The sequence below is a fragment of the Nostoc sp. ChiQUE01b genome, assembly GCF_034531255.1.
Taxonomy (GTDB): Bacteria; Cyanobacteriota; Cyanobacteriia; order Cyanobacteriales; family Nostocaceae; genus Nostoc.
In genome coordinates, this window is sequence record NZ_JAVRBM010000010.1 from 128,142 (window position 1) to 153,566 (window position 25,425).

A 25,425-nucleotide genomic window follows, 5' to 3' on the forward strand; every position below is an offset into this window, starting at 1 on the left:
AAAATGACATTGATATCCTTATTGCTAAATTGATTTGGATTTTCTGCACCTACTTAAAAATCACGAAATTCCTTGCCGTGCCATACCCGTAAGACAAATACAGTATCTGACTCACGCAGGTAACGAACCACGTAGTTTCCGGCGATCAGCTCACGCACATTTTCATGCTCCGGGACAGGACGGCCTATGTCTGGATAAAGTACAAGTTTTCCTATGGCCTGCCTAAGCCTAAGCGACACTCGCTCTGCCGCCTGCGGATTGTTTTCGGCAATGAACTCTCGTAGTCGTACTAAGTCCTGCACCGCACTTAGAGAAAACTGAAGCTTCATATCTTCGGTGCAATAGTTTCGACGGCAGTTCCCCAGGTTTCAAGCCACTTCATAACTTCCTCACCAGAAACAACCCTTTGTGCTTCAATGTCGGCGATCGCCTCTTGTGTTTCTTCGAGCATCCTAAGCTTTTGCTCCTCCCGTGCAATGTACTGCCGTAGAGCGTCGTTGATTATCCAGCCTTTCGTCCGTTGCAGTTTCGTTGCGGTCACTTCGAGCTTCTCTTCAAGGTCATCATCGAGCCTGAAACTTGTGGTACTCATACCTTTGTCTGGTGATAATGCGTTATACTGCATTGTATTATAGTGAGAAAATAACCTAATTAAAAGAGTGAAGATTACTCAACACTTGATGGATTTGATTCATTGGGAGTGTAGTTTTGTCCACTGTTTGGTGAATAGCCTTCGCCGTAAATCGGCTTAAGGCAAGAAAACTCATCATCTAATACTTCAAAACGACTTTGAAGTACTTCAACACGACTTTGAAGTACCTCAAAACGACTTTGAAGTACCTCAACACAACTTTGAAGTACCTCAACACAACTTTGAAGTACCTCAAAACGACTTTGAAGTACCTCAACATGACTTGGAAGTACCTCAACACAATTTTGAAGTACCTCAACACAACTTTGAAGTACCTCAAAACGACTTTGAAGTACCTCAAAACGACTTTGAAGTACCTCAACATGACTTGGAAGTACCTCAAAACGACTTTGAAGTACCTCAACATGACTTTGAAGTATCTGTTGCTTATTTTATGTTACTTTTTTGACAAGTTTAATAAATACCTCAGTACAATCCACTAAAAATAATTAGGTCGATCTTAATTTGCTTTAATTTTTCCGAATTATCTCTCAGAGAAGTTTATTGTTGCATTGGCTAGAGTACATGCAGTAATCCTATAACTTCCTTCAGGAGCGCATTTTATGGCACGACTAAAACGCAGTTCACCCACTCTCGAAAACGCTTTCCGTCGAATTGCAGGAATGCGATCGATTAGCCCGACGCTAGAATTTGGCAACGGATTAAGTTTGACAGACTACGACAGGCGCATCCAAACCTTGCAAACCCAGCTATCTAACTACAACACTTTACTCTCTAGCATAGATGAAATGGCAGGTCGCCTCTCTCTAATTGAAGAAGAATTGCGCGGCTACTCTGAAAAGATGTTAATGAGTGTGGCAACCCATTATGGCAAAGACAGTTTGCAATATATCCAGGCGGGAGGCAAGCCACGCAAGAAATTATCACGCCGTTCGAGCAACACCCAATCCCCATCTGAGAATACAGCTACAATCTTGAATGGTGCAAACAACAATGGTAAAGAAACCTCTGTTGTTTTACCCTAATGTTTAACTGCATCATGCTGGAGTGTTGTTGATTCTGGGTATAAATTAGAAATTGTATAAATTAAAACTTAACTGTTTCAGTGGGCAATTTTGCGTCAGTGGGGCGATCGTCGCCTCACACAGCTAGAACAATACCTATCGAATTACCTGATCATTCCAGTCGATCAATCCCTTTGTCAAGAATGGGCAGAGGTTCGTGCCAATCGACAAAGCGCAAGACGACCAATATCCCCACAAGATGCTTGGATTGCCGCAACGGCTCTACTGGTCTGTCAAATTCATTTTGACGGTTAAAGAGACGCGATAAATCGCCGTCTCTACATGAAATTTATCCATCAATTATTTATTGACAGACTACTACGTTACGACTTACCGCTAGTCAAAATGAGATCAATTGCCTTAAGAGAGCGATCGCTTTCCTACTGCCAGGAGGCGATGTCTAACGACAAGCCACTCCGTGTCTACGTTGTTGAAGTAAAAGGGCGATCGCAGTTTGGATATGAATTAAAGAACGATCGTTAACTGCTTCAGTCATCATAGTGAAATCGACAACTCAAAATGATGATTTCAGTTTCAGTCACTTCATACACTAAACGATGCTCATCCGTAATTCGTCGTGACCAATATCCGCTCAGTTCATGCTTTAGAGGTTCAGGTTTGCCAATTCCAGTAAATGGTTGACGAACAATATCGTTAATCAGGGTGATGATCTTGCGATGAATTTTCTTATCTTGTGCTGCCCAGTCGTTGAATTGTTCAAATGCCTCAAGAGCGAATGTTATATTCTTCATTCCATTCCTCAGGCGTAAAACTGACCAAGTTGGTCTTTGTTTCAATATTTTGAATAGCGGTCATCAAGTGGTAACGATTGGCTTCAGTAGACAGCAAATACTCTGTCACATCTTGTTGAATAGATTGGTTAGCATTTGTCTCAACAACATCTTGTTCAACCAAAACAATCACTTCAACAACAGTTCCTTCCGCTAAATCAGACGTTTGAATCTCGATTTTGCCATCCTTGCCAACGACCACTTGCTGTTTAATGCCACTTAACATGATTAAACCCTCATGGTGCTATATTTCACATTAGTTTTAGCTTAACTTAGGATGATCGCAATGGCTGAAATGGTGAACGGGCGATCGCCAATATTGTAAGTTGGGTTTGGCTCACCTGGAGACAACCAAGGATTCATAGTCTCAATATTCGTTCCATTGAGGGTTAGCTTTTATTATTCAGTTTTGTTTAAGTCCCGTTATTCCCCTTATCTCCCCACTCCCTATCCTGGCTTATGATCCAAACGGGTGGCTTGCTCTAGAGCGGATTTTTCTTTGGCTCGGCGGACATAGGGTTGTAATTGGGTGCGATCGCAAGCTGTAAAAATACTCAGGTTTTCCAAGGTAATCCCCCGCATTAACATTTCTACGCGCCAGGTTTGTTGTGCTTGGGCGATGGTTGGCGTTTGTCCTTGGGGAGTTAATAATCCTTCACTCCATGCTTGCCAACGGATCTCAAGTTCTGATTCTGAGATGGGTGTGCCTGTATCATTCAGAAACATGGCTGTTTGAGCATCTTTACGACTTTTCAGCCATTTGATTAGGGGATTATTGGTAAAAGAGCCGTAGCGTTTGCCCAAAATCCACTGATTCACAGGCACTTGACGCACAAATCCGGGAATTGTGATTTGCAGGAAGTGCCCTTGAGTATCGTAGATTTGGTGCGATCGCTCTAAGCTAGTTATTTCTGTGGCGGATAACCCAGCCCCAAATAATACGTAAGCCAAGGCATAATCTCGTACTCCAAATTTCCTAGACTGTTGCAGAATTTCGTGAACTAAATTAGCTGGCAAATCAGCTACTTCTGTGGTGGTGAACCCTCCTTGTAAGGAGTTGATTGCTGATTCTGTTGAAGATGACATGGCTCCATGTAAAAACAACTCCACCAAATTTTCGAGAAAATCATTCCGATCCTCCCAAAGTTCGTGAAATTCGCTGGTGAACTCAATTACGGCATATCCCAAAATCATCCCATTCAGCAAACTGGCTAATTTTTCTGCGGGTAAATAGGTATTTAGGTGTCCTTGCTGGATTACAGTAGCTAAATACTGAGCTACATAACGGTTTGCCTCAGTTACTCCCCTGCCTAGTGCGCGGCGATTTTCTGCCGGGAATTGGTCAGCTTCACCTACCACAGATCGGACAAACTCTGGTACTCGTTCTAATGCATGTAAGCTATCACTTGCATAATCTTTCAGAGCTTGGTAAACATTGCCAGGAGGTGTTGCCCGCCGCACCAGCGACTCACCTAAATCCTTGAAGGCTGCGGACTCTTCCAGTACAGCTAAAAGTAATCCATGCTTATTGCCAAAATTCCGAAATAGAGTCACTTCGTTGACTTCGGCTTTTTCAGCAATTTGGCGGGTCGTGGTAGCGCTAACTCCCTGAGCAGAAAACAACTCAAGTGCAGCTTGAATCAAGCGTTGACGAGTAGAAATGAGTTGAGATGACATAAAAAAATGCAAGTGGCACTTGCAGGGGTATCAGAGTTCTGCTAGCATAACAAATGTAAGTGATACTTGCTTTACTCTACTCTAACTAACTAGTGAGAGGGTGGATAAATCCTTAGTGGGATTATGCCCAATAAAAAGTAAATCACTTCATCATCCATCAACAGGAATTTTTATGACCGCAAATTTTGGGGCGTTCGCCAAAGGCGTTGGCAAAGCCATCGCCCCTGAGAGAGGCAACTCACCTCAACTCAGTTGGACAAATGTAGTATTTTTTACTACATTTCATGCTTTAGCACTTCTGGCTCCTTGGTTTTTCTCCTGGCCAGCATTAGGTTTGCTAGTGTTTCTCCACTGGTTATTTGGGAGTATTGGTATTTGCCTGGGATATCATCGGCTACTGAGCCATAAAAGTTTCCAGGTTCCTAAGTGGTTAGAGTATGCGATCGCCCTCATTGGAGCGTTGGCTTTGCAAGGGGGGCCAATTTTTTGGGTAGGTGGACACCGCCAGCATCACGCCCACACAGAAGATATTGACCTAGACCCCTATTCTGCTCAAAGAGGATTTTGGTGGAGCCATATATTGTGGATTTTTTACCCACGTCCAGAATTTTTTGACTATGAAACCTATAAAAAATACGCCCCTGATTTAGCTAGACAACCCTTTTATTGTTGGCTAGATCGTTACTTCTTGCTATTGCAAATACCCTTCGCGCTGCTGCTTTATGCTCTAGGAGGATGGTCTTTTGTATTCTACGGAGTGTTTCTCAGATGTGTCTTACTTTGGCACTCAACCTGGTTTGTAAACTCAGCATCACACCTATGGGGTTATCGCACCTTTGATGCTAATGATGGCGCTCGTAATCTTTGGTGGGTATCTCTCGTCACTTATGGAGAAGGATGGCACAACAACCATCATACTTATCCCCACATGGCGAAATCTGGGTTGTCTTGGTGGGAAATTGATGTTACTTGGTGGAGCATTCTAGTATTGCAGACTTTAGGTTTAGCTAAAAAAGTTATCTCGCGTCCTCCTCAAGGTGCAACTCACGGCTAAATTGCAACTAAATTATCATGAATTTGTTATGCCGATTGCTTCTTGCAATCGGCTTACTAATTTTTATGATTGATCGTTTCCCATGTGCTGACACAGTACCGTTACGCAAGCTTTTTTTTGACTTTCCAAACATCCTCTCAGAATAATTGCGGTTGAAATAGTTGTATGTGTTACTTAGAATGCAAAAATGGTTAATTTCAACTTGCTTTTGCTTCAACCAAAATTTTCTTGTATATAGGACTCATATTTGATTGCGTGAAAAAAACTCAGTACACCTTTATTCGTTCTTCCCAGTCCCCATTACTCCTTATCCCCTTCAGGGGCCCCACCTTCCCCAGTCTCTACGATTAATTCAGAAATCAAATCGGATTGCTATATTGGTAATTTTTCCACGTTTCAAGGCTTGCTCTAGCCATTATTTAACAAAGTTTAGGGGTTTAAGTCCCCTGTCTCTATAGACAGCAAGTGTTGGGCTGCTTGTCTTTATCCCCGTTACAACACGTAATTGCGAATTGCGAATTGCGAATTGCGAATTGGTTTAAGGCTTAGTCTGCCACAATGGAGGAAAAGTGGATAATTCTTGCTGCTAAATTAAGGTGTTAATCCAGGTAATGCGCTATAAATTTTTTTCCAGATTTTTTCAGACACCCTCAGTGTCACTAATCAGTAATTTGCTGACTTTTTGGTAATCTTAACAAATGCTTTATCTCCGAAATGTAAATTATCATCCTACAGCGTGCCCAACAGCGATTCTCAAATCGATCAATTTAGAATTAGCACCCCAGCAGCTAGGTCTGATTATTGGCCCGAGTGGTTCCGGTAAAAGTACCTTACTAGAAATTTTGTCGGGACTAGCCGAACCCACTACTGGCGCACTCTTCTGGCGGGAACAAGAACTTCTAGCCGAACAGCTACAACAATTAGCCGGGTTAGTATTTCAGTTTCCAGAGCGGCACTTTTGCGGTGGTTCGATTTTAGAAGAATTACGTTTAGGACATCCTGAGTTAGGGTCAGAACGAGTCAGACAGGCGCTGAGTGAGGTGGGATTAGAGCATTTATCGCTTTTTGCTGCTCCCCATGCTTTGAGTGGTGGTCAGCAACGACGTTTAGCTTTAGCAGTGCAATTAATTCGCCAGCCAAATTTACTGTTATTAGATGAACCCACAGCTGGTTTAGATTGGTCAATGCGTCGGCAACTGGTAAATTTATTAGCAAAACTGAAACAAGATTGGACATTGTTAATAGTGACACACGACGCTGGGGATCTGTTAGCGATCGCAGACCGTTGCTGGACACTTAACCACGGTGAACTAGAATCAGTAGACCCAAAGACACTAGAATCAAAAGTTAAAGAACCTCTACCAATGGTGTGAGAGAGGAGCAGGGGGAGCAGGGGGAGCAGGGGGAGCAGGGGGAGCAGGGGGAGATGAGGGGGACAAGGGGGAATTATTAAACAAGCCTCTCCCTTGTCTCTTCTCCATGCCCAATGCCCAATGCCCAATGCCCCATGACAAATAACAAATAACAAATGACAAATGACAAATGACAAATAACAAATGACAAATGACAAATGACAAATGACAAATGACAAATGACAAATGACAAACTTATTGCCTGAGATGGCAGAAATCTGGCAGCAAACTCTCAATTGGCAACCAACTGTCCAACAGCAAACGCAATTCCAAAGGCTTTATGAGTTAATTCTAGAAGGTAATCGCCAACTAAATTTAACTCGGATCGTTGAACCTCAAGAGTTCTGGGAAAAACATCTCTGGGATTCTTTGCGAGGAATTGCACCTCTGTTATCAGCAAATTTCTCCTCTGCTCCCCTGCTCAAGAGCTCCCCTGATTATTCCCCTGCTCTCATCGATATTGGTACAGGTGCAGGTTTTCCAGGTATTCCAGTGACAATTACAGTACCTAATTGCACAATTACTCTTCTCGATTCCACTCGCAAAAAAATTACTTTTCTCGACAATATATTAACTGAACTTGCCCTTAACAATGCCAAAACTCTTGTTGGTAGGGCTGAAGAAATCGGTCAGCACCCCCAGCATCGGCTAGCTTACGATATTGCATTGATCCGTGCTGTAGGGGCAGCCTCTGTCTGTGCAGAATATACGCTACCATTGCTCAAACAGGGAGGTTTAGCTATAATTTATCGCGGTAATTGGACAGAGGATGAAACAACTACTTTGCAGAATGCTGTGAACCAGTTGGGTGGCGTTATTGAATCAATCGAACAATTTACAACACCTTTGAGTAACAGCATCCGTCATTGCCTTTATTTACGCAAGGTAGCAAACACACCAGCTAATTTTCCCCGCGCTGTTGGTATACCTACTCAAAAGTCGTTATAATTCGTAATTCGTAATTCGTAATTAAGAACAGAAATTAGCCATTAAACTAAAGGAATCTCAATGACAAATTCTGTGCCCTTACCCAGAACGGAGTTGCAGATCAAATTACCATTGTGCGTTTCTTCAACAATTTGACGAGCGATCGCTAATCCCAATCCTGTTCCCTTGCCAACCTCTTTAGTGGTAAACAAGTGGTCAAAGATATGTGCTTTAATATCCTCTGGCATTCCCGATCCGTTATCTTTGATCCGAATTACTACCGTATTCTGGTCGCTGGATACTTCAGTGCGAATTATAATTTGCTGAGACTTAGCTTGTAATTGGGCAAATGTTCGCCCAACGCTTTCTGTATCTAATACATCAATTGCATTGGCAAGGATGTTCATAAATACTTGATTTAACTGTCCTAAAAAGCACTTAACAGGCGGTAATTGACCATAATCTGTAATCACCTCAATCGCCGGACGTTTCTGGGACGCTTTGAGGCGATACTTCAAAATTAACAGTGTACTCTCAATTCCTTCATGCAGGTTACAAGCAACTTTTTCAGATGTATTGGCTCTGGAAAAGGTACGGAGACTAGTGCTAATGTCCATAATACGTTCTGTCGCTACCTGCATCGAACCTAGCAGCTTTGGTAAGTCTTCGCTGAGAAATTCTAAGTCAATTTTATCGGCAAGGTTGGTGACAGCAGGTGCAAGTTGGGGATGATTTTGCTGCACGCATTGCACATACCTAAATAAATCTTGGATATACTCTTCAGTGTTATTCAGGCTGCCTTTGAGAAATCCAAGGGGGTTGTTAATTTCGTGTGCTACCCCTGCAACTAAGTTACCCAAGCTTGCCATTTTTTCACTTTGTACTAATTGCAATTGTGCGTTTTTAAAATTATCTAGCGCTTGCGAAAGCTCTGCGGTGCGTTCTTGTACCCGTTGCTCCAAAATATCCTTTTGTTGCGCTAATTCTAAATTTGCTCGTCGCAGTTTCAGGTGAATTCCAATGCGTGCCAGTACTTCTTCTTCTTGAAATGGCTTTGTAATATAATCGACAGCTCCTAACGCTAAACCTTTGACTTTATCGGTTGTATCATTAAGAGCAGTCATGAAAATAATCGGAATTTCACAGCTAGTCTGTTGAGATTTTAATTGACGACAGGTTTCAAAGCCATCAATTCCTGGCATCATTACATCTACTAAAATTAAATCTGGGGGATAGTTTTTTACCGTCTCGATGCCGTGCCAACCATCCATTTCTACTAAAACTTTATAACCAACTCGGTCAAGTGCATCATACAAAACTTCAATATTAGTTGGATTATCGTCAATAATTAAAATTGTTTGACCTACACCATCAGTTGCCATCAGTTTTCAATCTCCTACCTAAATCTTTGTTGATTCTTGAGATTGGTTTATCGACTCTTGGAGAAAATGACGAACTGTCTGAATATTGAAGCCTTTAACCAATTGCCTGAGTTCTTGAATAAAGGGTTGATATTGTTCATCTAATTGAGCTAATCGATCCAATTCTTCTCGGATACCTCTAAAGTACCCAGTTTCCACATGTTCTAATAACCCTTTTAAATCACAAATAGGTGGAATGATAATGGTTGTGGCGCTTGCTGCTGTATCGCCTGTAGATGTTAATTTAGTATCTGTATATACCCAATCTAGTTGTAATTGCTTGGCTAATGCAGCATAAAGTTCATCTGCTTGCACGGGTTTTGCCAAGAAATCGTTACCACCAGCAGCTAAACTCTTTTGGCGGTCAATCTCAAACACGCTGGCAGAAGAGACAATCACAATGGCATCACGTAAAGTTTCGGACTGACGCAATTGTTTAAGCATTTCCCAGCCATCCATTACGGGCATGGCTAAATCACAAATGGTAATATCGGGGCGATCGCTTGTAATTTTTTCTAAACCCTCTTGTCCGTTGCTGGCTTCGATAACCTCAAAACCAAGGGGTTCCAAAAGATTGACAATCACTGAGCGATTTTCCCAACGATCATCGACAATCAGGATTTTTTTGCGATTCTCTTTGACAGAGGTTGCGCCAACATCGGCATATCCGACAATTCTCCCAGATGATGTTACGGAATTTGCTTGTACCCAATCAGTTGCGATCGCACAGTCAATATTAAAGAAAAACTTACTACCAACCCCTAATTGGCTTGCAACCTGTATTTGACTAGCCATCAATTCAACAAATCGCTGGCTGATAGCAAGTCCTAATCCCGTTCCTTCACTTTGGCGTTTGCTATCCCCGACTTGCTCAAAAGGAAGGAAAATTTTCTCTAATTGCTGGGGACTCATGCCGATGCCTGTATCTTGAATCTGGAAGCGAAGATTAGTTATATCCCCTAACAGCACTTCCACCTTAAATGTGACACTGCCTTTTTCGGTAAATTTGATGGCATTTCCCAGCAAGTTAATCAGAACTTGTCGTAAACGCTTCTCGTCAGCAACAACGCCCATCGCTGGATTCTCCGGCGGCTGATAAATAAACTCAATACCCTTTTGTTCGGCTTTGATGCGGCAGATTTCCACAACACTTTGTAGAAGCGCAGGCAGATAGAATGGGACGGGCTGTAGTTCTAGTTTGCGGGCTTCGATTTTAGATAAGTCGAGAATATCGTTAATTAAAGTCAGTAAATGCGAACCACATTGATAGATAATGTCGATGCCACGCTGTTGTTTTTCGTCAGGTGCAGTACGGGCAAGAATTTGGGCATAGCCTAAAATCCCGTTGAGCGGTGTCCGCAGTTCGTGGCTCATGTTTGCGAGAAAATCACTCTTGGCATGATTAGCAGCATCGGCGGTCAATTTCGCTTCCTTTAACTCGTGAGTGCGTTCTTCTACCCGACTTTCTAACTCTTCGTTGGTTTTAGCTAATTGTTGATTGGTTTGCTCAATAGTGGTGAAAGAGTCCCGTAACTGCTGCGCCATGCGGTTGAAGGACTGCGCCAATCTACCCAATTCATGCACTGACGGTACTTCTACCTGTTGGTTTAACTCACCTGCGGCAATTGCTTCTGATGCTTGACTCAAACGTAAAATCGGACGAGCAATCCAGCGAGAGGTATAGAAGCCTAAAATGGTTGCTAATATTAATGCACCCAAACACAACAAAATTGTCGTGTGCGTATTGGTGTTAATTTTTGCCATAAAGTCCGATTCTGGAACTGCCACAACCACCAGCCAATCTAAACCCCATTCATCCCGCCAAGGTGCTACTTGGACAAACTGACGCTGACCGTTGAGTTGAAATTCCAGCGACTGATTGTCTTTGATGGTTGACAAATTCTGAAAACGCCTAGTTAAATATTTTACAGTAGCTTGAATCAGTGAATCTTTACTGTCAGAGCCTTGAAGCCGTTTAGCTTTGCCATTAACAAGTGTAAAAGGTTGTTCTTTGTTGGAACTTGCAATTAACAATCCATTGCGTTCCAAAATAAAAGTTTTCCCAGATGGACTAACTTTTAATTGTTGGAGAAAATTACTAATCTGCATGAGTCGCTGGTCAACTCCAATAACACCAATCAAATTCTTGTTTTTGTCATAGACTGGGCGATTAGCAGACACGGATAGCGTGTAAGGTGGCGATTGCCATTGATAAAGCGTCCACATCGATTTGCCTGTTTTTGCTGGTTCTTCACACCAAGCTTCTTGCATCGCAATGTAAGGGCCATTATCGATCGCCAGTTTAGCTCGATTCCCTAGTTTATCTGTGTTATAGATATACCAATGTTGGTTGCCATTGCGCTTGCGAGAAACTTCATCGACTGTAACGCGACCATCTTCAAAGAAGCGTCCAGAACCGGCAAAATCTCCCGTCTGCAAGCAAAAACCAATATAGCCAATATTATGCAATTGAAGTTGCTTCCAGAAAAACTGCCCAAGTTGCTGTGGATTGTCCGGGTCAAGTAACCCCATATCCATCGCACCGCCGTTAATTTCAGCTAGTTGACGACCTGTATTCAAGTAACTATCTAGATGCTGATCGATGCGATCGCTAACTTCACGTTGCAATCGACTGGCTAAATCATTCACTGCTTGCTGTCCGTTGCGGAGAGATAAATAGCCTGTCAGTCCTACTGCGGCAAAGATTTGCAAAACGAAGGGAAGCACAAGTACTAAGCGTAGTGGTAGATTCCCCTTGCTATGAGAATTTTTATTATTTGATAGCATCACCTCAGATTGGCTCTCCTTACATCCTGATGATTATCATTGGCTATGTATAGAATTCCCAAATAAACCTTGGTGATTAATCTTCTAATCCAATATTATTTCTGTTGCTTGGGAGTAACAATATGTTAAATTTATGAGATGATTGGCTATACACGAATTTCCATGACAAATTCTCTACCTTTGCCAAGAATAGTTACAGCAATTCTACGCAAAATTGGTATTAAGACTTTCAAATTTAGTATTATACAGCGTATTCCAGGTAAATAAAGTACACGGGTAGGGGCACAACATGTTGTGCCCCTACGATTATCTGTACGTCACCTTGGCGTAGCTTCTCGTAGAGAAGTTACAATCTGCTGTATTACCTTCAAATACTATAGAATTTGGAGTCAAATCAGTGCACAATCTAGTTTTTTATACTCACTTCTCGATAACTCTCTATCTGCTTTTAGGCAACACAACTTGCATCAAAAAACTGGCAACAAAAACAATATTCTGCTGCCAGTTTTAAGCGTCTACAATTCTAAATTGTTGTCTGGTTTCAGGCAAATTTGCTTGCTACTGCAAACCGCTTGTTAATCTCATCCCAATTAACCACGTTCCACCAAGCATCTAAATAATCGGCGCGGCGGTTCTGATAATTGAGATAATATGCATGTTCCCATACATCATTACCCAGGATGGGATATTTACCTGCACTTAAGGGACTATCTTGATTAGCTGTAGTTGTCACTTCCAACTTACCACCCTTGTTACGTACTAGCCAAACCCAGCCACTACCAAAACGACTAGCACCAGCTTCGTTAAACTGTTTTTTGAAAGCTGCAAAAGAGCCAAAACTTTGATTAATTGCGGAGGCGATATTTCCTGTTGGTTCTCCACCACCTTTCGGCTTCATAATTTCCCAGAACATTGAGTGGTTGACATGACCACCGCCATTATTACGTACTGTTTTACGAATATCTTGTGGTACATTGTCAAGTTTTTGCAACAGTTCTTCAACAGTTTTACCTTTGAGTTCTGGGTGTTTGGCTAACGCTGCATTCAGGTTTTTCACATAAGTTGCGTGGTGTTTATCGTGGTGAAATTGCATTGTTTTGGCATCAATGTGTGGTTCCAGTGCTTCATAGGCGTAAGGTAAAGGCGGTAGTTGGATAGCCCCTGTTGTATTTGGAGTTGTATTTGGCGTTGTATTTGCTGTTATATTTGGTGTTGTGTCAGAAGTTGCAGTGTTTCTCTGAGGAGATTTCTCTGCCAATGCACAAGCGTCTAACGCAAAAGCACCAGCACCTGATGTAAGTAAAAACAAGAAATGGCGTCGATTAATAGTCATATAAGTTTTTGCAGCGAATCTATTCAGTCTCTATTGCAGTTTTCATTTTCTTAGATTTTGGCTACAAAAAATGAGAAATTAGCGATTATTTCTGGCAGTTTAAGAAACTCTTTATAAGATTCTGTCCCCAGTTTTGGGATCGAATACAAACAACTGATTTAAATCGAGCTGTAGAGAAAGGCGATCGCCTGGACGCAAACGCACATCAGAGCTCACCTGAATATTCAAAACCACTGCTGAACCAGGTAAACCAGCACGAATCAAAGTTTCTCTTCCCAAAGGTTCTACAACTTTAACTTCAACCGATAATAATCCTGCTGAGTTTTGAGTACTGTTAGTGGTAGCGGGGCGTTCAGCTCGTTCTGAGTCAGTGTTGATTTTTAGATGCTCTGGACGAATCCCCAAATCAAAACTGTGTCCTTGACGCAACTGTAATTTTTCTTTCACAACTGCTGAAATTGCTAATAACTGTCCACTCAGATCAAAACCGTTATTTTGATAGATTGCAGGCAAAATATTCATTGGCGGACTGCCTAAAAAACTTGCCACCATTTGATTAGTAGGACTTGCATAAATAGTTTGGGGATCGCCGATTTGTTGAATCCGCCCGCGATTGAGCACGACAATTTTATCAGCCAAAGTCATCGCTTCAACTTGATCGTGGGTGACGTAAATAGTTGTAATACCTAATTGTTGATGTAGTTGTTTCAATTCTGCCCTGGTATCATCGCGCAATTGGGCATCTAAATTAGATAAAGGTTCATCAAGTAAAAACACTTGTGGTTCACGAGCGATCGCTCTCCCTAATGCTACCCGTTGTTGCTGTCCCCCAGAGAGTTGTTTAGGTTTACGATCCAGCAAGTGATCGAGAGAAAGCGATCGCGCCACATTCATTACCCGTTCTTGAATGATTTTCCGGTCAACTTTCCGCATTTGCAAGCCAAAGGCGATGTTTTGCGCCACACTCATGTGAGGATAGAGAGCGTAGTTTTGGAACACCATCGCCACATCCCGTTGTCTAGCTGGGATATTATTCACCAAGCGATCGCCAATATAGAGTTTGCCAGATGTGGCGGTTTCTAAACCAGCGATCGTTCGCAAAATTGTCGACTTCCCACAACCCGATGGCCCAACTAAAACCCAAAACTCGCCATCAGGAATTTCAAAGGTAATGTCCTCAATAGCGGTGACATTATTGAATCTACGCTTAATATCTTCTAAACGAACGTTGGCCATTATCCATTTTGATATTTCTAATTTGGGATCTGTGGCAAGTAACCTCCAACTCAGTACTAGGGGCTTTTATCCGCCCCCTCTGAGGAACTATGAGGCTGCTTTGCAAGTGCAGAAACTTGATTGTCCTGCACAACTCTAATCAGAAATCTTAGAGCTTCATTGACGGCATCGGCATTGGGAAAAACCTCTGCAACATCAGGGTCTAAACGAATTGTTGTTTTACCAAAGCTCTTTCGTTCAAGGCCGAATTTTCTGACTCTTAGGTTTTTTAAGTCATACTCTGAAAGCAAATCCTCTTCCATTTCTGGCTTACCCTTATCCCGTTCAATGATGACGTAGAATTCTCTGTTGGTGGGATTGATCATAGTCTATTTGTCCGTAGACTCAAAATTATTTTTCTGGATTCTTCGACCAAGCTGGGTGAGAGAGTAAAGAAGCAAAGACTCGTACCCCTCGAAGTTGATTAGAGAGGGGTAAGTGACCTCTAGGCGCATTTAAATCCCAGGTAAACTCGTTAGGGTATCGCGTCCAGTTATTACCTGCTTTCCAGCCAATTTTCGGCCAGAAATTCTCCCAGTTTTTACCCAAACTTAACCAGATTTCTCGCTGTACTGAAAAACCAAATTTACCTTCGGAGTGGATTAACCAGAGGTTGTTAATGGTTTGCAAGTCAACAGCCGAAGTATTTTCTACCTCAGTAAAATACAACCATTTTCGTTGTACAGCCGTTGGCCCTGATAGTTCACACATTTTTTCGATGGTGACGCGATCGGCTGCTTGGAAGTCTTGAGCAGCAAGTAGCTGTTGCAAAGAATTGTAGTTAATCCCGCACTCTGATTTTAGAGGTACAATTCCTTCAGGAAAACAAGAGCGCAAAAATTCTTTGGCTCGGGGTGCATCAGAGTTATAAAGGACTTGGTAAGCTTTGCCATCAATCCAAGTCGCTGGGTTCTCACGCCGTTTCAGTAAAAATTCCATCAACACGTCTAATCCCTCATTACCCAACTCAGCTAATTGTGGGATTATCTGTTGTTGGACTTTTTCAGACCCAGCGATTAACGGTTGTCGGAGGGAGTCGATGTCATTTGCAGGGCCTGATAAAATCATTGGGTCTGTCATGCCATTCTCGTTTTAGCGGTCAGTGAAAGAGCGGTAAGCTATCGGGCATTCTCTAAAGTGAAGCATTGATAGCGAAAAGTAGTTTACAACTATTAAAGCAGAAAGCCCACAGGCTTAACCCTGTGCTGAATCCAGGACAGGCTTAACCGTCCATTGACGATGTGGTGTGGGATGAATGCGTTCAAGTAGCGCCTCGTAAAGCCTGCGGCATAGCTACGCTTAGGGCACAGCCTCTCCAAGAGTTGAGAAGCACCTTTAGGTACAGTATTTTGTCTAGCAGCCGTTCACGAAAAAAGCAAAATTCTGAACTTAATAGTTATCTTATACCCAATTTAGTAGTATAAGAAGAGGAGGTGCAGACGATGCTTGTATTTGAGTTCAAAGCTTATGGAAAGTCAGCACAATTAACCGCAGTAGACGAAGCAATTTGTACTGCCAAATTCATCCGCAATAGTTGCATCAGGTTATGGATGGATGTAAAAGGCATTGGTAAAAACGATTTACAGAAATACTGTGCAGTACTTGCAGCTAATTTTCCTTTTGCTGATGAGCTTAATTCAATGGCTAGACAAGCCAGCGCAGAACGGGCGTGGTCTTCTATCTCCCATTTTTATGACAACTGCAAAAAAGGAGTATCTGGTAAGAAAGGTTTTCCAAAATTTCAGAAAGATTGCCGTTCGGTTGAATACAAGACATCAGGATGGAAGCTTGCAGACGATCGTAAATCCATAACTTTCATAGACAAAAAAGGTATTGGACGGTTAAAGCTAAAAGGTACTCGTGACTTGCATTTGTACCAAATTAAGCAAATTAAGCGGGTTCGGCTAGTAAAACGTGCAGACGGAGTATATGCTCAGTTCTGTGTTGACATAAACCGCTCGGAAGATATAGAGCCAACAGGTAATACTGTCGGTTTAGATGTCGGATTGAAAGAGTACTATACCGACTCTGAGGGAGTGATGGTAGAGAATCCTAAATTCTTGTGTAAAGGTGAAAGGATTCTTAAACGTTCTCAACGTCGAGTATCTAAAAAAGTAAAAGGGTCAAAAAACAGAGCCAAGGCTAGACAAGTTTTAGGTAAGCGCCATCTCAAAATAAGTAGGCAACGTAAAGATCATGCTGTGAAGTTAGCACGGTGCGTAGTTCAGTCTAACGACTTGATAGCCTACGAAGACTTGAGAATTAAAAATCTGGTGAAAAATCACTGTTTAGCTAAGTCTATAAATGACGCATCTTGGTATCAGTTCCGTATCTGGATTGAGTACTTTGGTAAAGTGTTTAAGCGAGTAACGGTTGCAGTAAATCCTCAATATACTAGCTCTGATTGCTCTAGTTGCGGTGAAGTTGTCAAAAAAACGCTATCTACCAGAACACACGTTTGTAAGTGTGGTTGTGTGATGGATAGAGACGAAAATGCAGCTAGAAATATTCTTAGTCGGGGATTAGGTACGGTAGGGCATACCGGAACCTTTGCAGCGCCACTTGCTACAACGAGGGGAACCCCCGCAACGCAGTGGCTTCTAGATGCAAGCAACGCTTGGGGAGATGAAACCTCTACTCCGGTTGGTGAAAACCTGCTTGAGCAAGTTATATCTTAGAACCAAGAATCCCACAGCTTGGAGCGGTGGGAGTGTCAATATTTTTGATCGTACAAAATTGCGATCGCTTCACTGAATTCCACACTTAATCCCCAAATAATGTACAAGGGGAATAGGGGGAAAATCTGTGCCTTATGGCTTGGTGAACAAAAGACATAGCAAAATATACAAGCCTGCCACATAAGGTTTTTTGAATAGCAGCGTATCGATTAGGAGTGTATGAACGATGTACGAAAAGATTACCCCCCCCGCAGCCGGAGCAAAAATCACCTTCAAAAATGGTGAACCAATCGTACCGGACAATCCAATTATCCCCTTTATTCGGGGCGATGGTACAGGTATAGATATCTGGCCTGCTACCCAAAAGGTGCTAGATGCTGCGGTAGCTAAAGCATACAAGGGTCAGCGTCAAATTAGTTGGTTTAAGGTTTACGCTGGGGATGAAGCCTGTGATTTATACGGTACTTACCAGTATTTACCTCAAGACACTCTGACGGCAATTGAAGAATATGGTGTAGCTATTAAAGGGCCTTTGACTACTCCCGTGGGCGGGGGAATTCGTTCTTTAAATGTGGCACTGCGGCAAATTTTTGACTTGTATGCTTGCGTGCGTCCTTGCCGTTACTATGCAGGTACGCCCTCACCCCACAAAAATCCCGAAAAGCTGGATGTTATTGTTTATCGAGAGAATACGGAAGATATTTATTTAGGCATTGAGTGGCGACAAGGTAGCGAAATCGGCGATCGCTTAATTAAAATTCTTAATGAAGAACTGATCCCTGCCACCCCAGAACATGGGAAAAAACGAATTCCTCTTGATGCTGGTATTGGCATCAAACCCATCAGCAAAACTGGTTCTCAACGCCTAGTCAGACGTGCCATCAAACACGCTTTGCTATTGCCCAAACACAAGCAACAAGTGACTTTGGTGCATAAGGGCAACATCATGAAGTACACCGAAGGCGCTTTCCGTGATTGGGGTTATGAACTAGCAACCAGCGAATTTCGCCAAGAAACTGTTACTGAACGGGAATCTTGGATTTTGAGTAACAAGGAAAAAAATCCGAATATTTCCTTGGAAGAAAATGCCCGCGAAATTGATCCTGGGTTTGATGCTCTCACCGATGAGAAAAAAGCGCAAATTGTCAAGGAAGTTGAAACTGTTCTTAACACAATTTGGGCAACCCACGGCGAGGGCAAATGGAAAGATAAAGTTTTGGTGAATGACCGGATTGCTGATAGTATTTTTCAACAAATCCAAACCAGACCGGATGAGTATTCGATTCTGGCGACGATGAACTTGAACGGCGATTATTTGTCTGATGCGGCTGCCGCCATTGTTGGGGGATTGGGAATGGGGCCAGGGGCAAATATTGGTGATGCTTGTGCCATATTTGAAGCTACCCACGGCACTGCACCTAAACACGCTGGTTTAGATCGGATTAATCCTGGTTCAGTGATTTTGTCTGGTGTGATGATGCTGGAATTTCTGGGTTGGCAAGAAGCCGCAGACCTAGTTAAAAAAGGTTTAAGCGATGCGATCGCGAGTAGTCAAGTCACCTACGATTTAGCCCGGTTGCTAGAACCACCAGTTGAACCCTTAAAATGTTCTGAATTTGCCGAGGCAATTATTCAGCATTTTGGTTAAATGCACTGGTGTCAAAATAATTCGTAATTGATAATTCGTAATTCGTAGTTGCAATCAGTGCTTGCTCTGAACCCATTTAATTACGAATTACGAATTAGTAATTATTTCGACAAACATGATAATATAACCTCGTCAGTACAAGATTTAAAAACCTACTCCTCGACTGGGAGAAAGTCTACGCTCGAAAAAACCTTGAGGAGATATCACTACGCCCTACGGGCAAACGTGGTGCAGCTCAAGAGTCTGTGCAAACAGGATATTAAGAGGCTATTTATAAAGTAAAAATAAAATTCTTGTAGTGGCGTGGCAAGTCTTAAATGTTGCGATAGATTTTAGCTTTGTTTAGCGCTAAAGCGCAACTACGAACATTTTCTATCGCACTATTTTAGCTGTGTCACGCCAGTAGGATGTGTTAGCCGCATATTTCGATATGATTTGTCACGAAAAATATGACACGAGCGCCTAACGCAGCGTTTTATATAGCGGTAGGTTAGGCTAAAGCCGTAACACACCCTAACTTTTGATTTACTTTATAAATGGTCTCTAAGGCTGCAAAGTCTTGACACTCTCCGCTAAAGGTGCGGAGAGTGTCAACGAACCTGTGAGTGTTTATTTTATCCTGCTACGAATAGGCATAGTAATTAACTTCGACATGTGCAATCAATCCTCAGCTATCAGTGAGTAGGCAAATAGAAGCTGACTTTTTTAGGAGACATCAATATGAACAGGAAGTTATCTTCCGCCTCGCGACGCGCTTTCTTAAAATGGGGTCTTTGTAGCTTTGGCGCAGCAGCTTTAACGACATTACCTAAGAAGCTAACAGCGCACCCTATTAGCTCTTTCAAAACTATTACATTTGGTGCTAATGACATTGGCATTCTTAACTTTGCTCTGTTGTTAGAGGAACTGGAAGCGGCATTCTATTTACTTGTTCTTAGATCTGGCAAAATTACAGATCCCAAAGAGTTTGACTATTTGAAATCTATAGGTTCTCATGAAGCCTCACATGTAACTTTTCTCCGGCAGGTGCTAGGTGCAAATGCTACATTTAAAACAAAAGATCTCAGCTTTAACTGGGTAGGGTTAAATGCTATTTTGAAGGATCGAGACACCATCTTGAACACTGCTGTCGCTCTGGAAGACACAGGTGTTCATGCTTACAATGGGGCGGGAACAAGTTTGAAAAACCCCACATACTTACTTGCTGCTGGCTCTATCGTGTCTGTTGAGGCACGCCATGCAGGAGGTGTACGTGCGCTCCTAAAGCGACCCACTACTGAATTAGATGTAGAGCGTGCAGTGAGTGACGCGAACCTAGTTCCCAACCTCAATCCCGTTAAGGGACGTGCTTACGATGAGTTATACACGCCTAAACAAATTATCGCGATTGTTAACTCTCTGAAAATATTGAACAACCCAATTAACGGGGCGCTCGTCGCCTAAAGTTAGGAGTCACTCAAAGATGAAAGCCTTTGTAAAATCGATCGCACAAACACTTGCAAGTCTAAATAGCAGGTTTCGTTGTTTAGTAGCAAGAGCTTGGGGTATAACTCTGATCCTGTCTCTATTTTTTGTATCTCTGCTCTTTATCGTTGCAACACCAGCCTATGCTGTGGAGAGAGTGCTTACACCCAAGGAAGTTGTTGAATATGCCCTGACCTTAGAAAAACTAGAAGCTGATTTTTATCGCCGTGCGATTATTGCAACCCAAAGTGGTGGATTAAGCAGTCTTCCGAATGCAGCTAAAAACGCGCTCACTTCCTATGGAGAAGATGAGGCTCAACACGTTGTTGATTTATCAACTGTATTAACATCTTTGGGAGGCAACCCAGATGGAATTACTATCCCAGTTAATCCCAACTATGACGCCATACTCAAACGTGACCCATTTGCCAAACCAAAAGACTTTTTACTAGCTCTACAGTACGTTGAAGACACCGGAGTAGCAGCTTATAAAGGGCAGGTACAGAACTTACTGGCCGCTGGCAAATCTGGAAAAACTGTATTAGCCGCAGCTTTAGAAATTCACTCTGTCGAAGCCCGACATGCTGCCGGGATTCGATATCTGCGGCAGACTTTTTATAGCGTAGATGTACGACCGTGGATTAGATCTTCCAGTGAAGTCATCTACAATGAAGATCGTTTTGGTAGTCCCACTCCGATTCCGTTTAGTAGTGAAGCTTTCGATGGTTTCGCGACAAGGGAGGAAGTGCTAGCGCTAGTGGGGCCTATCCTAACCGAAAAGTAAATATAGAGGCGATCGCTTATTTATTGCGGTCAAGTGAAAGTCAATGAGAAATAGAATGAAATTACAGCAATTCTAAAACTGTTAAAGGTATTAGAACTGTCTGGGTGTATTGTGACAATTGATCCCATAGATTGTCAAAAAGAAATTGTGAAGTTAATCAGCATAAAGGAGACATCTGCGTAAAAATATTGACATTACCTCGTAGTAAGCGGCTCTAGCCCTGAAAATAGAGCTAGAGCCGCTTACTATAAACTTTTAATTATTTACACCAATTGCTTTACCTGTGATTTCGCTAATTCATGAGGTGCGATCGCTCCATTTTCTGTAATGATGGCTGTAATCAACTCAGCCGGAGTCACATCAAAAGCTGGGTTGTAAAAATCTACACCCGCAGGTGTGAGAATGGTATCACCAACTTGATAAATTTCTGTTGGTTCGCGTTCTTCAATGGGAATTTTACTGCCATCAGCTAATTCAAAATCAACGGTGGAAAGGGGTGCAGCTACAAAGAAAGGGATATTATGTGCAATAGCTGCGATCGCTACACTATACGTACCAATTTTATTGGCAGTGTCACCATTAGCAGCAATGCGATCGGCACCCACAACTACAGCATGAATTAAACCTTGTTTCATGCAATGGGCTGCCATATTATCAGTAATTAATGTCACTGGAATACCTTCTTGAACACATTCCCAAGTGGTGAGTTTTGCGCCTTGCAAGCGAGGACGGGTTTCGTCGGCAAATAAACGCTCTAAACGTCCTTCCCTCCAAGCAGAACGCACCACACCCAAGGCTGTACCATAACCAGCAGTAGCTAGCGCCCCAGCGTTGCAGTGAGTAAGCAGCGTCAGCTTTTCTGGGGTAGACGGTAAAACTGCTAAACCATTGTCGCCGATCGCCTGACAGGTTTGCAAATCTTCAGCGTTGATTGCTTGGGCTGTTTGAAAAAGGGTTTGCTTGATGTCTTCTACTGTTCCCAGCGTTTCGTAGGCGGTTTTGATCATCCGGCTAATTGCCCAAAATAAATTTACTGCCGTTGGACGAGTAGAACGCAACAACTGGGCTACTTTATCTAAGTGTTGCAAAAATTCGTGGCGATCGCTTGTTTCTATTTCCCTTGCACCAAGATACATTCCATAAGCGGCAGCCACACCAATTGCAGGCGCACCTCGCACAATCATGGTTTTAATCGCCCGCGCCATATCTTCACTGCGGTGAATTTCCACAAATGTATATTCATTTGGTAAGCGCGTTTGATCGATTAGTGACACCGAGTCATTGTGCCAAATAACTGGATAAACCTGGTTTGTAGAAAGTGTCATAGAAAAAGGGTAGTTAGGAGATGGGCAATATTTTTTACTTTAATGCACGCTGATGATTTCATTTGAAAAACCAAAATTCAATTAACTTAGGACTTACGCAAAAAACCTCTCTAACCCTTATTCCTCTGTGTTCTCTGCGTTCTCCGTGGTTTGATTTTGCGTGACCTGTGCGTAAGTCCTATAAATATTTCTACCTTTTTCACTACTGCTAATAATAAGCTTATACTTGTTGATCTTTCTTATCTTTAGAAGCGTCTGACGCAATCTGCTTGAGTTGTACCTTCAGTCCGTTTTCCGGGCGTAAGGTAATTGAAGGCTGTGGCACAATTGGGTATCCTGGCACTAAATCTATTTGGAAGCTTTGAGCGATAGTCGCCAATAACAAAGCCGCTTCCATCTGAGCAAAACCTTTACCAATACAAATCCTTGGCCCATCTCCAAAGGGAAAATATACTCCTTTAGGTAGGTGCTTTTCAAACTCCTGTGTCCATCTTTCTGGTTGAAAAGCTTCAGGCTTCTCAAAATACTTGGGATGACGGTGCATTACCCATTGGCTAATCATGATTGCCATGCCTTGGGGAATTTCGTAATCACCAATTTGGGTATCTACTGCTGCTTCCCGCCCCATGAGAGGTACTGGAGGATATAACCGCATCGATTCTTTGATAACTTGCTGTGTATAAACTAACTGCCCAAGGTCTTTAAGTGTTGGTAATTTTCCTTGCAGAACTTGATTTAGCTCTAATTCTAATTTTTCACGCACTTCGGGATTTTGTGCCAAGAGCAACCACGTCCAGGATAAAGTATTTGCAGTAGTTTCATGCCCTGCCAACATTAAGGTAGCAACTTCATCCCGCAGCAGTTTATCATCCATTTGTTGAAGAGTTTGTTCGTCTTTCGCTTCCATTAGCATTGTCAACAAATCATTGGTTTTTTCCCTACTATTGCGACGCTGTTGAATCAATTTATAAATAGCTTCATCCATTTGGGCAATAGCATCACGATAACGGATGTTTTCAGGTCTTGGAAACCACTCCCACACCAGAAAATTCTGCCGCCGCTTACTTTCAAACCACTGCATTGCCACATCTAGCGCATTGGCAACAACTTTTGCTTCTCCTGCTTCTACATCACTGCTAAATATGCATTTCATAACTATTTGCAGCGTCAGATGCATCATATCTTCATGAACATCATGAGTTTCACCATCGTGCCAAGTTTGAAGCATTTGGTGGGTGTACTCTACCATTATTTGGCTATATACATTAATCCGTTTTTGGTGAAATACTGGTTGGGCAAGCCGACGTTGCCAAAACCAAGATTCTCCTTCTGCGCTTAACAACCCTTCTCCTAGTAAGGTTTTTAAGGCACGTAAGCCTCGGCTTTTAATAAAATCGTTGCGATTTTTGAGAACTTCTTCTATGTATTCAGGATTAGTTACTAAACAACTAGGTGTTAACCCTAACTGTAAGGGAACAATATCACCATAGTCACGACAACGGGTCAGAAATCCTAATGGGTCTTGTCCAAGTTCAAATAAATGTCCAACTATTGAGTTAACGGAAGGTGCTGGTAACTCGAATACATCAGTAGCCATAGCACAAAACCTCTAGGATGGTGTATATTCAATAACATTAATTCAACGTTAATCTTGAATTCGTCCTCCAATAGAGGGATTAAACCAATTCGCAATTCGCAATTCGCAATTCGCAATTCGCAATTCGCAATTCGCAATTCGCAATTACGTTTTGTGACGGAGATTTAGACCCCGACACAAAACGTTCTGCCACCAGAATTTGAGGTTATTTTCATAAAACTATTCTGACTTAGAATTAACTAGACCACAGCAGATACTTGCCGTTTAAAGAAAGCTTGCAACACTCTCTCTGCTATTTGATGACTAGTTAAACCGAGTTCTGTCTTAGATTCATTGGGTTCAGCATGATCTACTAACACATCTGGAACACCGAAGCACTTGACAGGAACGAGAATATCTGCATCTAATAAAGCTTTAGCGATCGCACATTTATTTATTTCCGATAAATCGCCGTAATTTCTCTTCAGTTGACAAAGGCGATCGCTATCATAGAATCTTCTTTTACTTAGTTAAGCTGTTACGCATTTAATTAGTATAATTCTCACAATTCAGGTCATCTGGAAAAACCAACGCGAAACCTAACTCCCTAGCCCCTCTCCGCTTTGGAGAGGGGTTGGGGGAGAGGTTGCTTCCAAAATTACTGAATTGGTACTTTAGGCAATCAAACTAAAATTGCTACTACTCAGAGTAATATCAGGATTTCCTAAACGGGCAAACTCAAACACACCTCCTGTACCCAGAACATTGCCATCCTGGTTATAGAATAGGCTGCCAGTACTTTGGCTAAAGACAATACGCGCATTATTAGCGTTGACGAATTGATCGTCACTGACAACTGCAAAGTTAGTTAAAGCCTGTCCAGCAGTATTAGTAACAGCATTAAAGGTGGTTTTACTCAGCACAATCTGGTCTTCTCCCGCTTCAAACTCGGTGATGTAATCAACACCTAAGCTTGTGTTAAAAACTCCACTACTTTGGAACAGATATTTATCATTACCAACTCCACCAGTCAGAATATCATCACCCAGTCCTCCCCAGAGTTGGTCATTACCGATTCCACCTGTGAGAATATCATTACCATTACCTCCCTGAAGGGTGTCATTTCCCCCTAACCCTTGCAGTTGGTCATTTCCGTCACCGCCAACCAGAGTGTTATTCAAGCTATTACCAGTGAGACGGTCATTGCCTGTGCCACCCGTTGCATTTTCAATCACGTTGTTGGCAGAGAGAATGAGTTTAAGATTGCTATTAACCGTTTGTGAGGTAATTACACCCAGATTTACGTTTACGGGAACTGTAGTACCGCTAAAGTCAATAGTATCAGTGCCACCTGTTGTAATTTCTGTAATTGTTTTGGTTCCCAAGGCAGTATTAGCTAGGAAAGAATAGGTATTATTCCCCGCACTACTGGGTGATGAAGAATCGTCATTAGTAATGGTTCCGGTGACGGCTGTTGTAGTGCCGATGGCGTAACCAGTACCTCGCGGATTTCTCACAAAATCTGAAAAAATGGGATCAAAAACTGCGACAATGTAT

25 protein-coding genes and 1 pseudogene are annotated in these 25,425 nt (G+C 42.3%); 11 read left to right on the plus strand and 15 right to left on the minus strand.

All coding sequences use genetic code 11. The features are described 5' to 3' along the window. Window positions 1-53: 53 nt before the first annotated feature. Together RMY63_RS09710 and RMY63_RS09715 are read right to left on the minus strand one after the other, a co-directional pair. Window positions 54-329: a type II toxin-antitoxin system RelE/ParE family toxin gene (locus tag RMY63_RS09710; protein ID WP_322728511.1), complete on the minus strand. Its 276-nt coding sequence runs from the start codon at window positions 327-329 to the stop codon at window positions 54-56. Next, window positions 326-541 (minus strand): CopG family ribbon-helix-helix protein, encoded by a 216-nt coding sequence (locus RMY63_RS09715; protein ID WP_416212499.1) that lies wholly within the window; start codon window positions 539-541, stop codon window positions 326-328. The genes RMY63_RS09710 and RMY63_RS09715 overlap by 4 nt, the downstream gene beginning before the upstream one ends. A gap of 373 nt (window positions 542-914) precedes the next feature. Between RMY63_RS09715 and RMY63_RS09720 the strand changes: the two genes are divergently transcribed. From RMY63_RS09720 to RMY63_RS09735, 4 genes are all read left to right on the plus strand, one after another. Next, complete coding sequence (locus RMY63_RS09720) at window positions 915-1,100, plus strand: hypothetical protein (RefSeq protein WP_322728513.1); 186 nt, start codon at window positions 915-917, stop codon at window positions 1,098-1,100. 154 nt (window positions 1,101-1,254) lie between these two features. Then, window positions 1,255-1,677, plus strand: a complete 423-nt coding sequence (locus tag RMY63_RS09725) for a hypothetical protein (RefSeq protein ID WP_322728514.1) — start codon at window positions 1,255-1,257, stop codon at window positions 1,675-1,677. Between the two features lie 90 nt (window positions 1,678-1,767). Beyond that, window positions 1,768-1,971 carry a PIN domain-containing protein gene (locus RMY63_RS09730; protein WP_322728515.1) on the plus strand — a complete coding sequence of 68 codons (204 nt, stop codon included), beginning with the start codon at window positions 1,768-1,770 and terminating at the stop codon, window positions 1,969-1,971. Between the two features lie 90 nt (window positions 1,972-2,061). Beyond that, on the plus strand, window positions 2,062-2,199 hold the full coding sequence (locus RMY63_RS09735; RefSeq protein WP_322728516.1) for a hypothetical protein: 138 nt from the start codon (window positions 2,062-2,064) through the stop codon (window positions 2,197-2,199). A gap of 5 nt (window positions 2,200-2,204) precedes the next feature. On the opposite strand, the gene RMY63_RS09740 is transcribed toward RMY63_RS09735, so the two are convergent. The 3 genes from RMY63_RS09740 to RMY63_RS09750 all read right to left on the minus strand — a co-directional run bounded on the left by RMY63_RS09740 (window position 2,205) and on the right by RMY63_RS09750 (window position 4,184). Then, the gene (locus RMY63_RS09740; protein WP_322728517.1) at window positions 2,205-2,468 is read right to left on the minus strand and encodes a Txe/YoeB family addiction module toxin; all 264 of its coding nucleotides are present in this window, start codon (window positions 2,466-2,468) and stop codon (window positions 2,205-2,207) included. Beyond that, window positions 2,443-2,733: a hypothetical protein gene (locus RMY63_RS09745; RefSeq protein WP_229454068.1), complete on the minus strand. Its 291-nt coding sequence runs from the start codon at window positions 2,731-2,733 to the stop codon at window positions 2,443-2,445. Before RMY63_RS09745 ends, RMY63_RS09740 begins: the two co-directional genes overlap by 26 nt. Before the next feature lie 221 nt (window positions 2,734-2,954). Beyond that, window positions 2,955-4,184: a TetR family transcriptional regulator gene (locus RMY63_RS09750; protein ID WP_322728518.1), complete on the minus strand. Its 1,230-nt coding sequence runs from the start codon at window positions 4,182-4,184 to the stop codon at window positions 2,955-2,957. Between the two features lie 172 nt (window positions 4,185-4,356). Between RMY63_RS09750 and RMY63_RS09755 the strand changes: the two genes are divergently transcribed. The 3 genes from RMY63_RS09755 to rsmG all read left to right on the plus strand — a co-directional run bounded on the left by RMY63_RS09755 (window position 4,357) and on the right by rsmG (window position 7,598). After that, window positions 4,357-5,238, plus strand: a complete 882-nt coding sequence (locus tag RMY63_RS09755) for an acyl-CoA desaturase (RefSeq protein WP_322728519.1) — start codon at window positions 4,357-4,359, stop codon at window positions 5,236-5,238. Between the two features lie 698 nt (window positions 5,239-5,936). Next, window positions 5,937-6,611, plus strand: coding sequence for an energy-coupling factor ABC transporter ATP-binding protein (locus tag RMY63_RS09760; protein WP_322728520.1), 675 nt, complete (start codon window positions 5,937-5,939; stop codon window positions 6,609-6,611). 225 nt (window positions 6,612-6,836) lie between these two features. Continuing rightward, on the plus strand, window positions 6,837-7,598 hold the full coding sequence (rsmG, locus tag RMY63_RS09765; protein ID WP_322728521.1) for a 16S rRNA (guanine(527)-N(7))-methyltransferase RsmG: 762 nt from the start codon (window positions 6,837-6,839) through the stop codon (window positions 7,596-7,598). 41 nt (window positions 7,599-7,639) lie between these two features. Here rsmG and RMY63_RS09770 read toward each other — a convergent pair whose 3' ends face one another. From RMY63_RS09770 to RMY63_RS09795, 6 genes are all read right to left on the minus strand, one after another. Beyond that, window positions 7,640-8,959 (minus strand): response regulator, encoded by a 1,320-nt coding sequence (locus RMY63_RS09770; RefSeq protein WP_322728522.1) that lies wholly within the window; start codon window positions 8,957-8,959, stop codon window positions 7,640-7,642. Between the two features lie 18 nt (window positions 8,960-8,977). Further along, window positions 8,978-11,785 carry an ATP-binding protein gene (locus RMY63_RS09775; protein ID WP_322728540.1) on the minus strand — a complete coding sequence of 936 codons (2,808 nt, stop codon included), beginning with the start codon at window positions 11,783-11,785 and terminating at the stop codon, window positions 8,978-8,980. Between the two features lie 541 nt (window positions 11,786-12,326). Then, the gene (locus RMY63_RS09780; protein WP_322728523.1) at window positions 12,327-13,118 is read right to left on the minus strand and encodes a superoxide dismutase; all 792 of its coding nucleotides are present in this window, start codon (window positions 13,116-13,118) and stop codon (window positions 12,327-12,329) included. Between the two features lie 111 nt (window positions 13,119-13,229). Next, entirely contained in the window at window positions 13,230-14,354 is a 1,125-nt protein-coding gene (locus RMY63_RS09785; RefSeq protein ID WP_322728524.1) for an ABC transporter ATP-binding protein, read from the minus strand. Between the two features lie 56 nt (window positions 14,355-14,410). After that, complete coding sequence (locus RMY63_RS09790) at window positions 14,411-14,719, minus strand: hypothetical protein (protein WP_322728525.1); 309 nt, start codon at window positions 14,717-14,719, stop codon at window positions 14,411-14,413. A 25-nt stretch (window positions 14,720-14,744) separates the two neighbouring features. Further along, window positions 14,745-15,473 carry a GUN4 domain-containing protein gene (locus RMY63_RS09795; protein WP_322728526.1) on the minus strand — a complete coding sequence of 243 codons (729 nt, stop codon included), beginning with the start codon at window positions 15,471-15,473 and terminating at the stop codon, window positions 14,745-14,747. Between the two features lie 362 nt (window positions 15,474-15,835). Between RMY63_RS09795 and RMY63_RS09800 the strand changes: the two genes are divergently transcribed. The 4 genes from RMY63_RS09800 (at window position 15,836) to RMY63_RS09815 (ending at window position 20,967) form a co-directional block, all read left to right on the plus strand. After that, window positions 15,836-17,071 carry a transposase gene (locus RMY63_RS09800; RefSeq protein WP_322728527.1) on the plus strand — a complete coding sequence of 412 codons (1,236 nt, stop codon included), beginning with the start codon at window positions 15,836-15,838 and terminating at the stop codon, window positions 17,069-17,071. A gap of 226 nt (window positions 17,072-17,297) precedes the next feature. Then, a complete protein-coding gene (locus RMY63_RS09805) occupies window positions 17,298-18,719 on the plus strand; it encodes an NADP-dependent isocitrate dehydrogenase (RefSeq protein ID WP_322728528.1) in 1,422 nt (473 codons plus the stop codon). 720 nt (window positions 18,720-19,439) lie between these two features. After that, window positions 19,440-20,162: a ferritin-like domain-containing protein gene (locus tag RMY63_RS09810; protein ID WP_322728529.1), complete on the plus strand. Its 723-nt coding sequence runs from the start codon at window positions 19,440-19,442 to the stop codon at window positions 20,160-20,162. 19 nt (window positions 20,163-20,181) lie between these two features. Further along, window positions 20,182-20,967: a ferritin-like domain-containing protein gene (locus RMY63_RS09815; RefSeq protein ID WP_322728530.1), complete on the plus strand. Its 786-nt coding sequence runs from the start codon at window positions 20,182-20,184 to the stop codon at window positions 20,965-20,967. Between the two features lie 263 nt (window positions 20,968-21,230). Here the strand turns inward: RMY63_RS09815 and mtnA are convergent, their stop codons facing one another. The 4 genes and pseudogenes from mtnA to RMY63_RS09840 form a co-directional block, all read right to left on the minus strand. Continuing rightward, window positions 21,231-22,292, minus strand: a complete 1,062-nt coding sequence (gene mtnA, locus RMY63_RS09825; protein ID WP_322728531.1) for an S-methyl-5-thioribose-1-phosphate isomerase — start codon at window positions 22,290-22,292, stop codon at window positions 21,231-21,233. 220 nt (window positions 22,293-22,512) lie between these two features. Next, window positions 22,513-23,889, minus strand: a complete 1,377-nt coding sequence (locus tag RMY63_RS09830) for a cytochrome P450 (protein ID WP_322728532.1) — start codon at window positions 23,887-23,889, stop codon at window positions 22,513-22,515. Between the two features lie 239 nt (window positions 23,890-24,128). After that, window positions 24,129-24,314 (minus strand): annotated as a pseudogene (locus RMY63_RS09835) (hypothetical protein); the annotation flags it as partial. Between the two features lie 228 nt (window positions 24,315-24,542). After that, window positions 24,543-25,425, minus strand: an 883-nt coding sequence (locus RMY63_RS09840) for a M10 family metallopeptidase C-terminal domain-containing protein (protein ID WP_322728533.1), incomplete at its 5' end; no start/stop codon positions are given.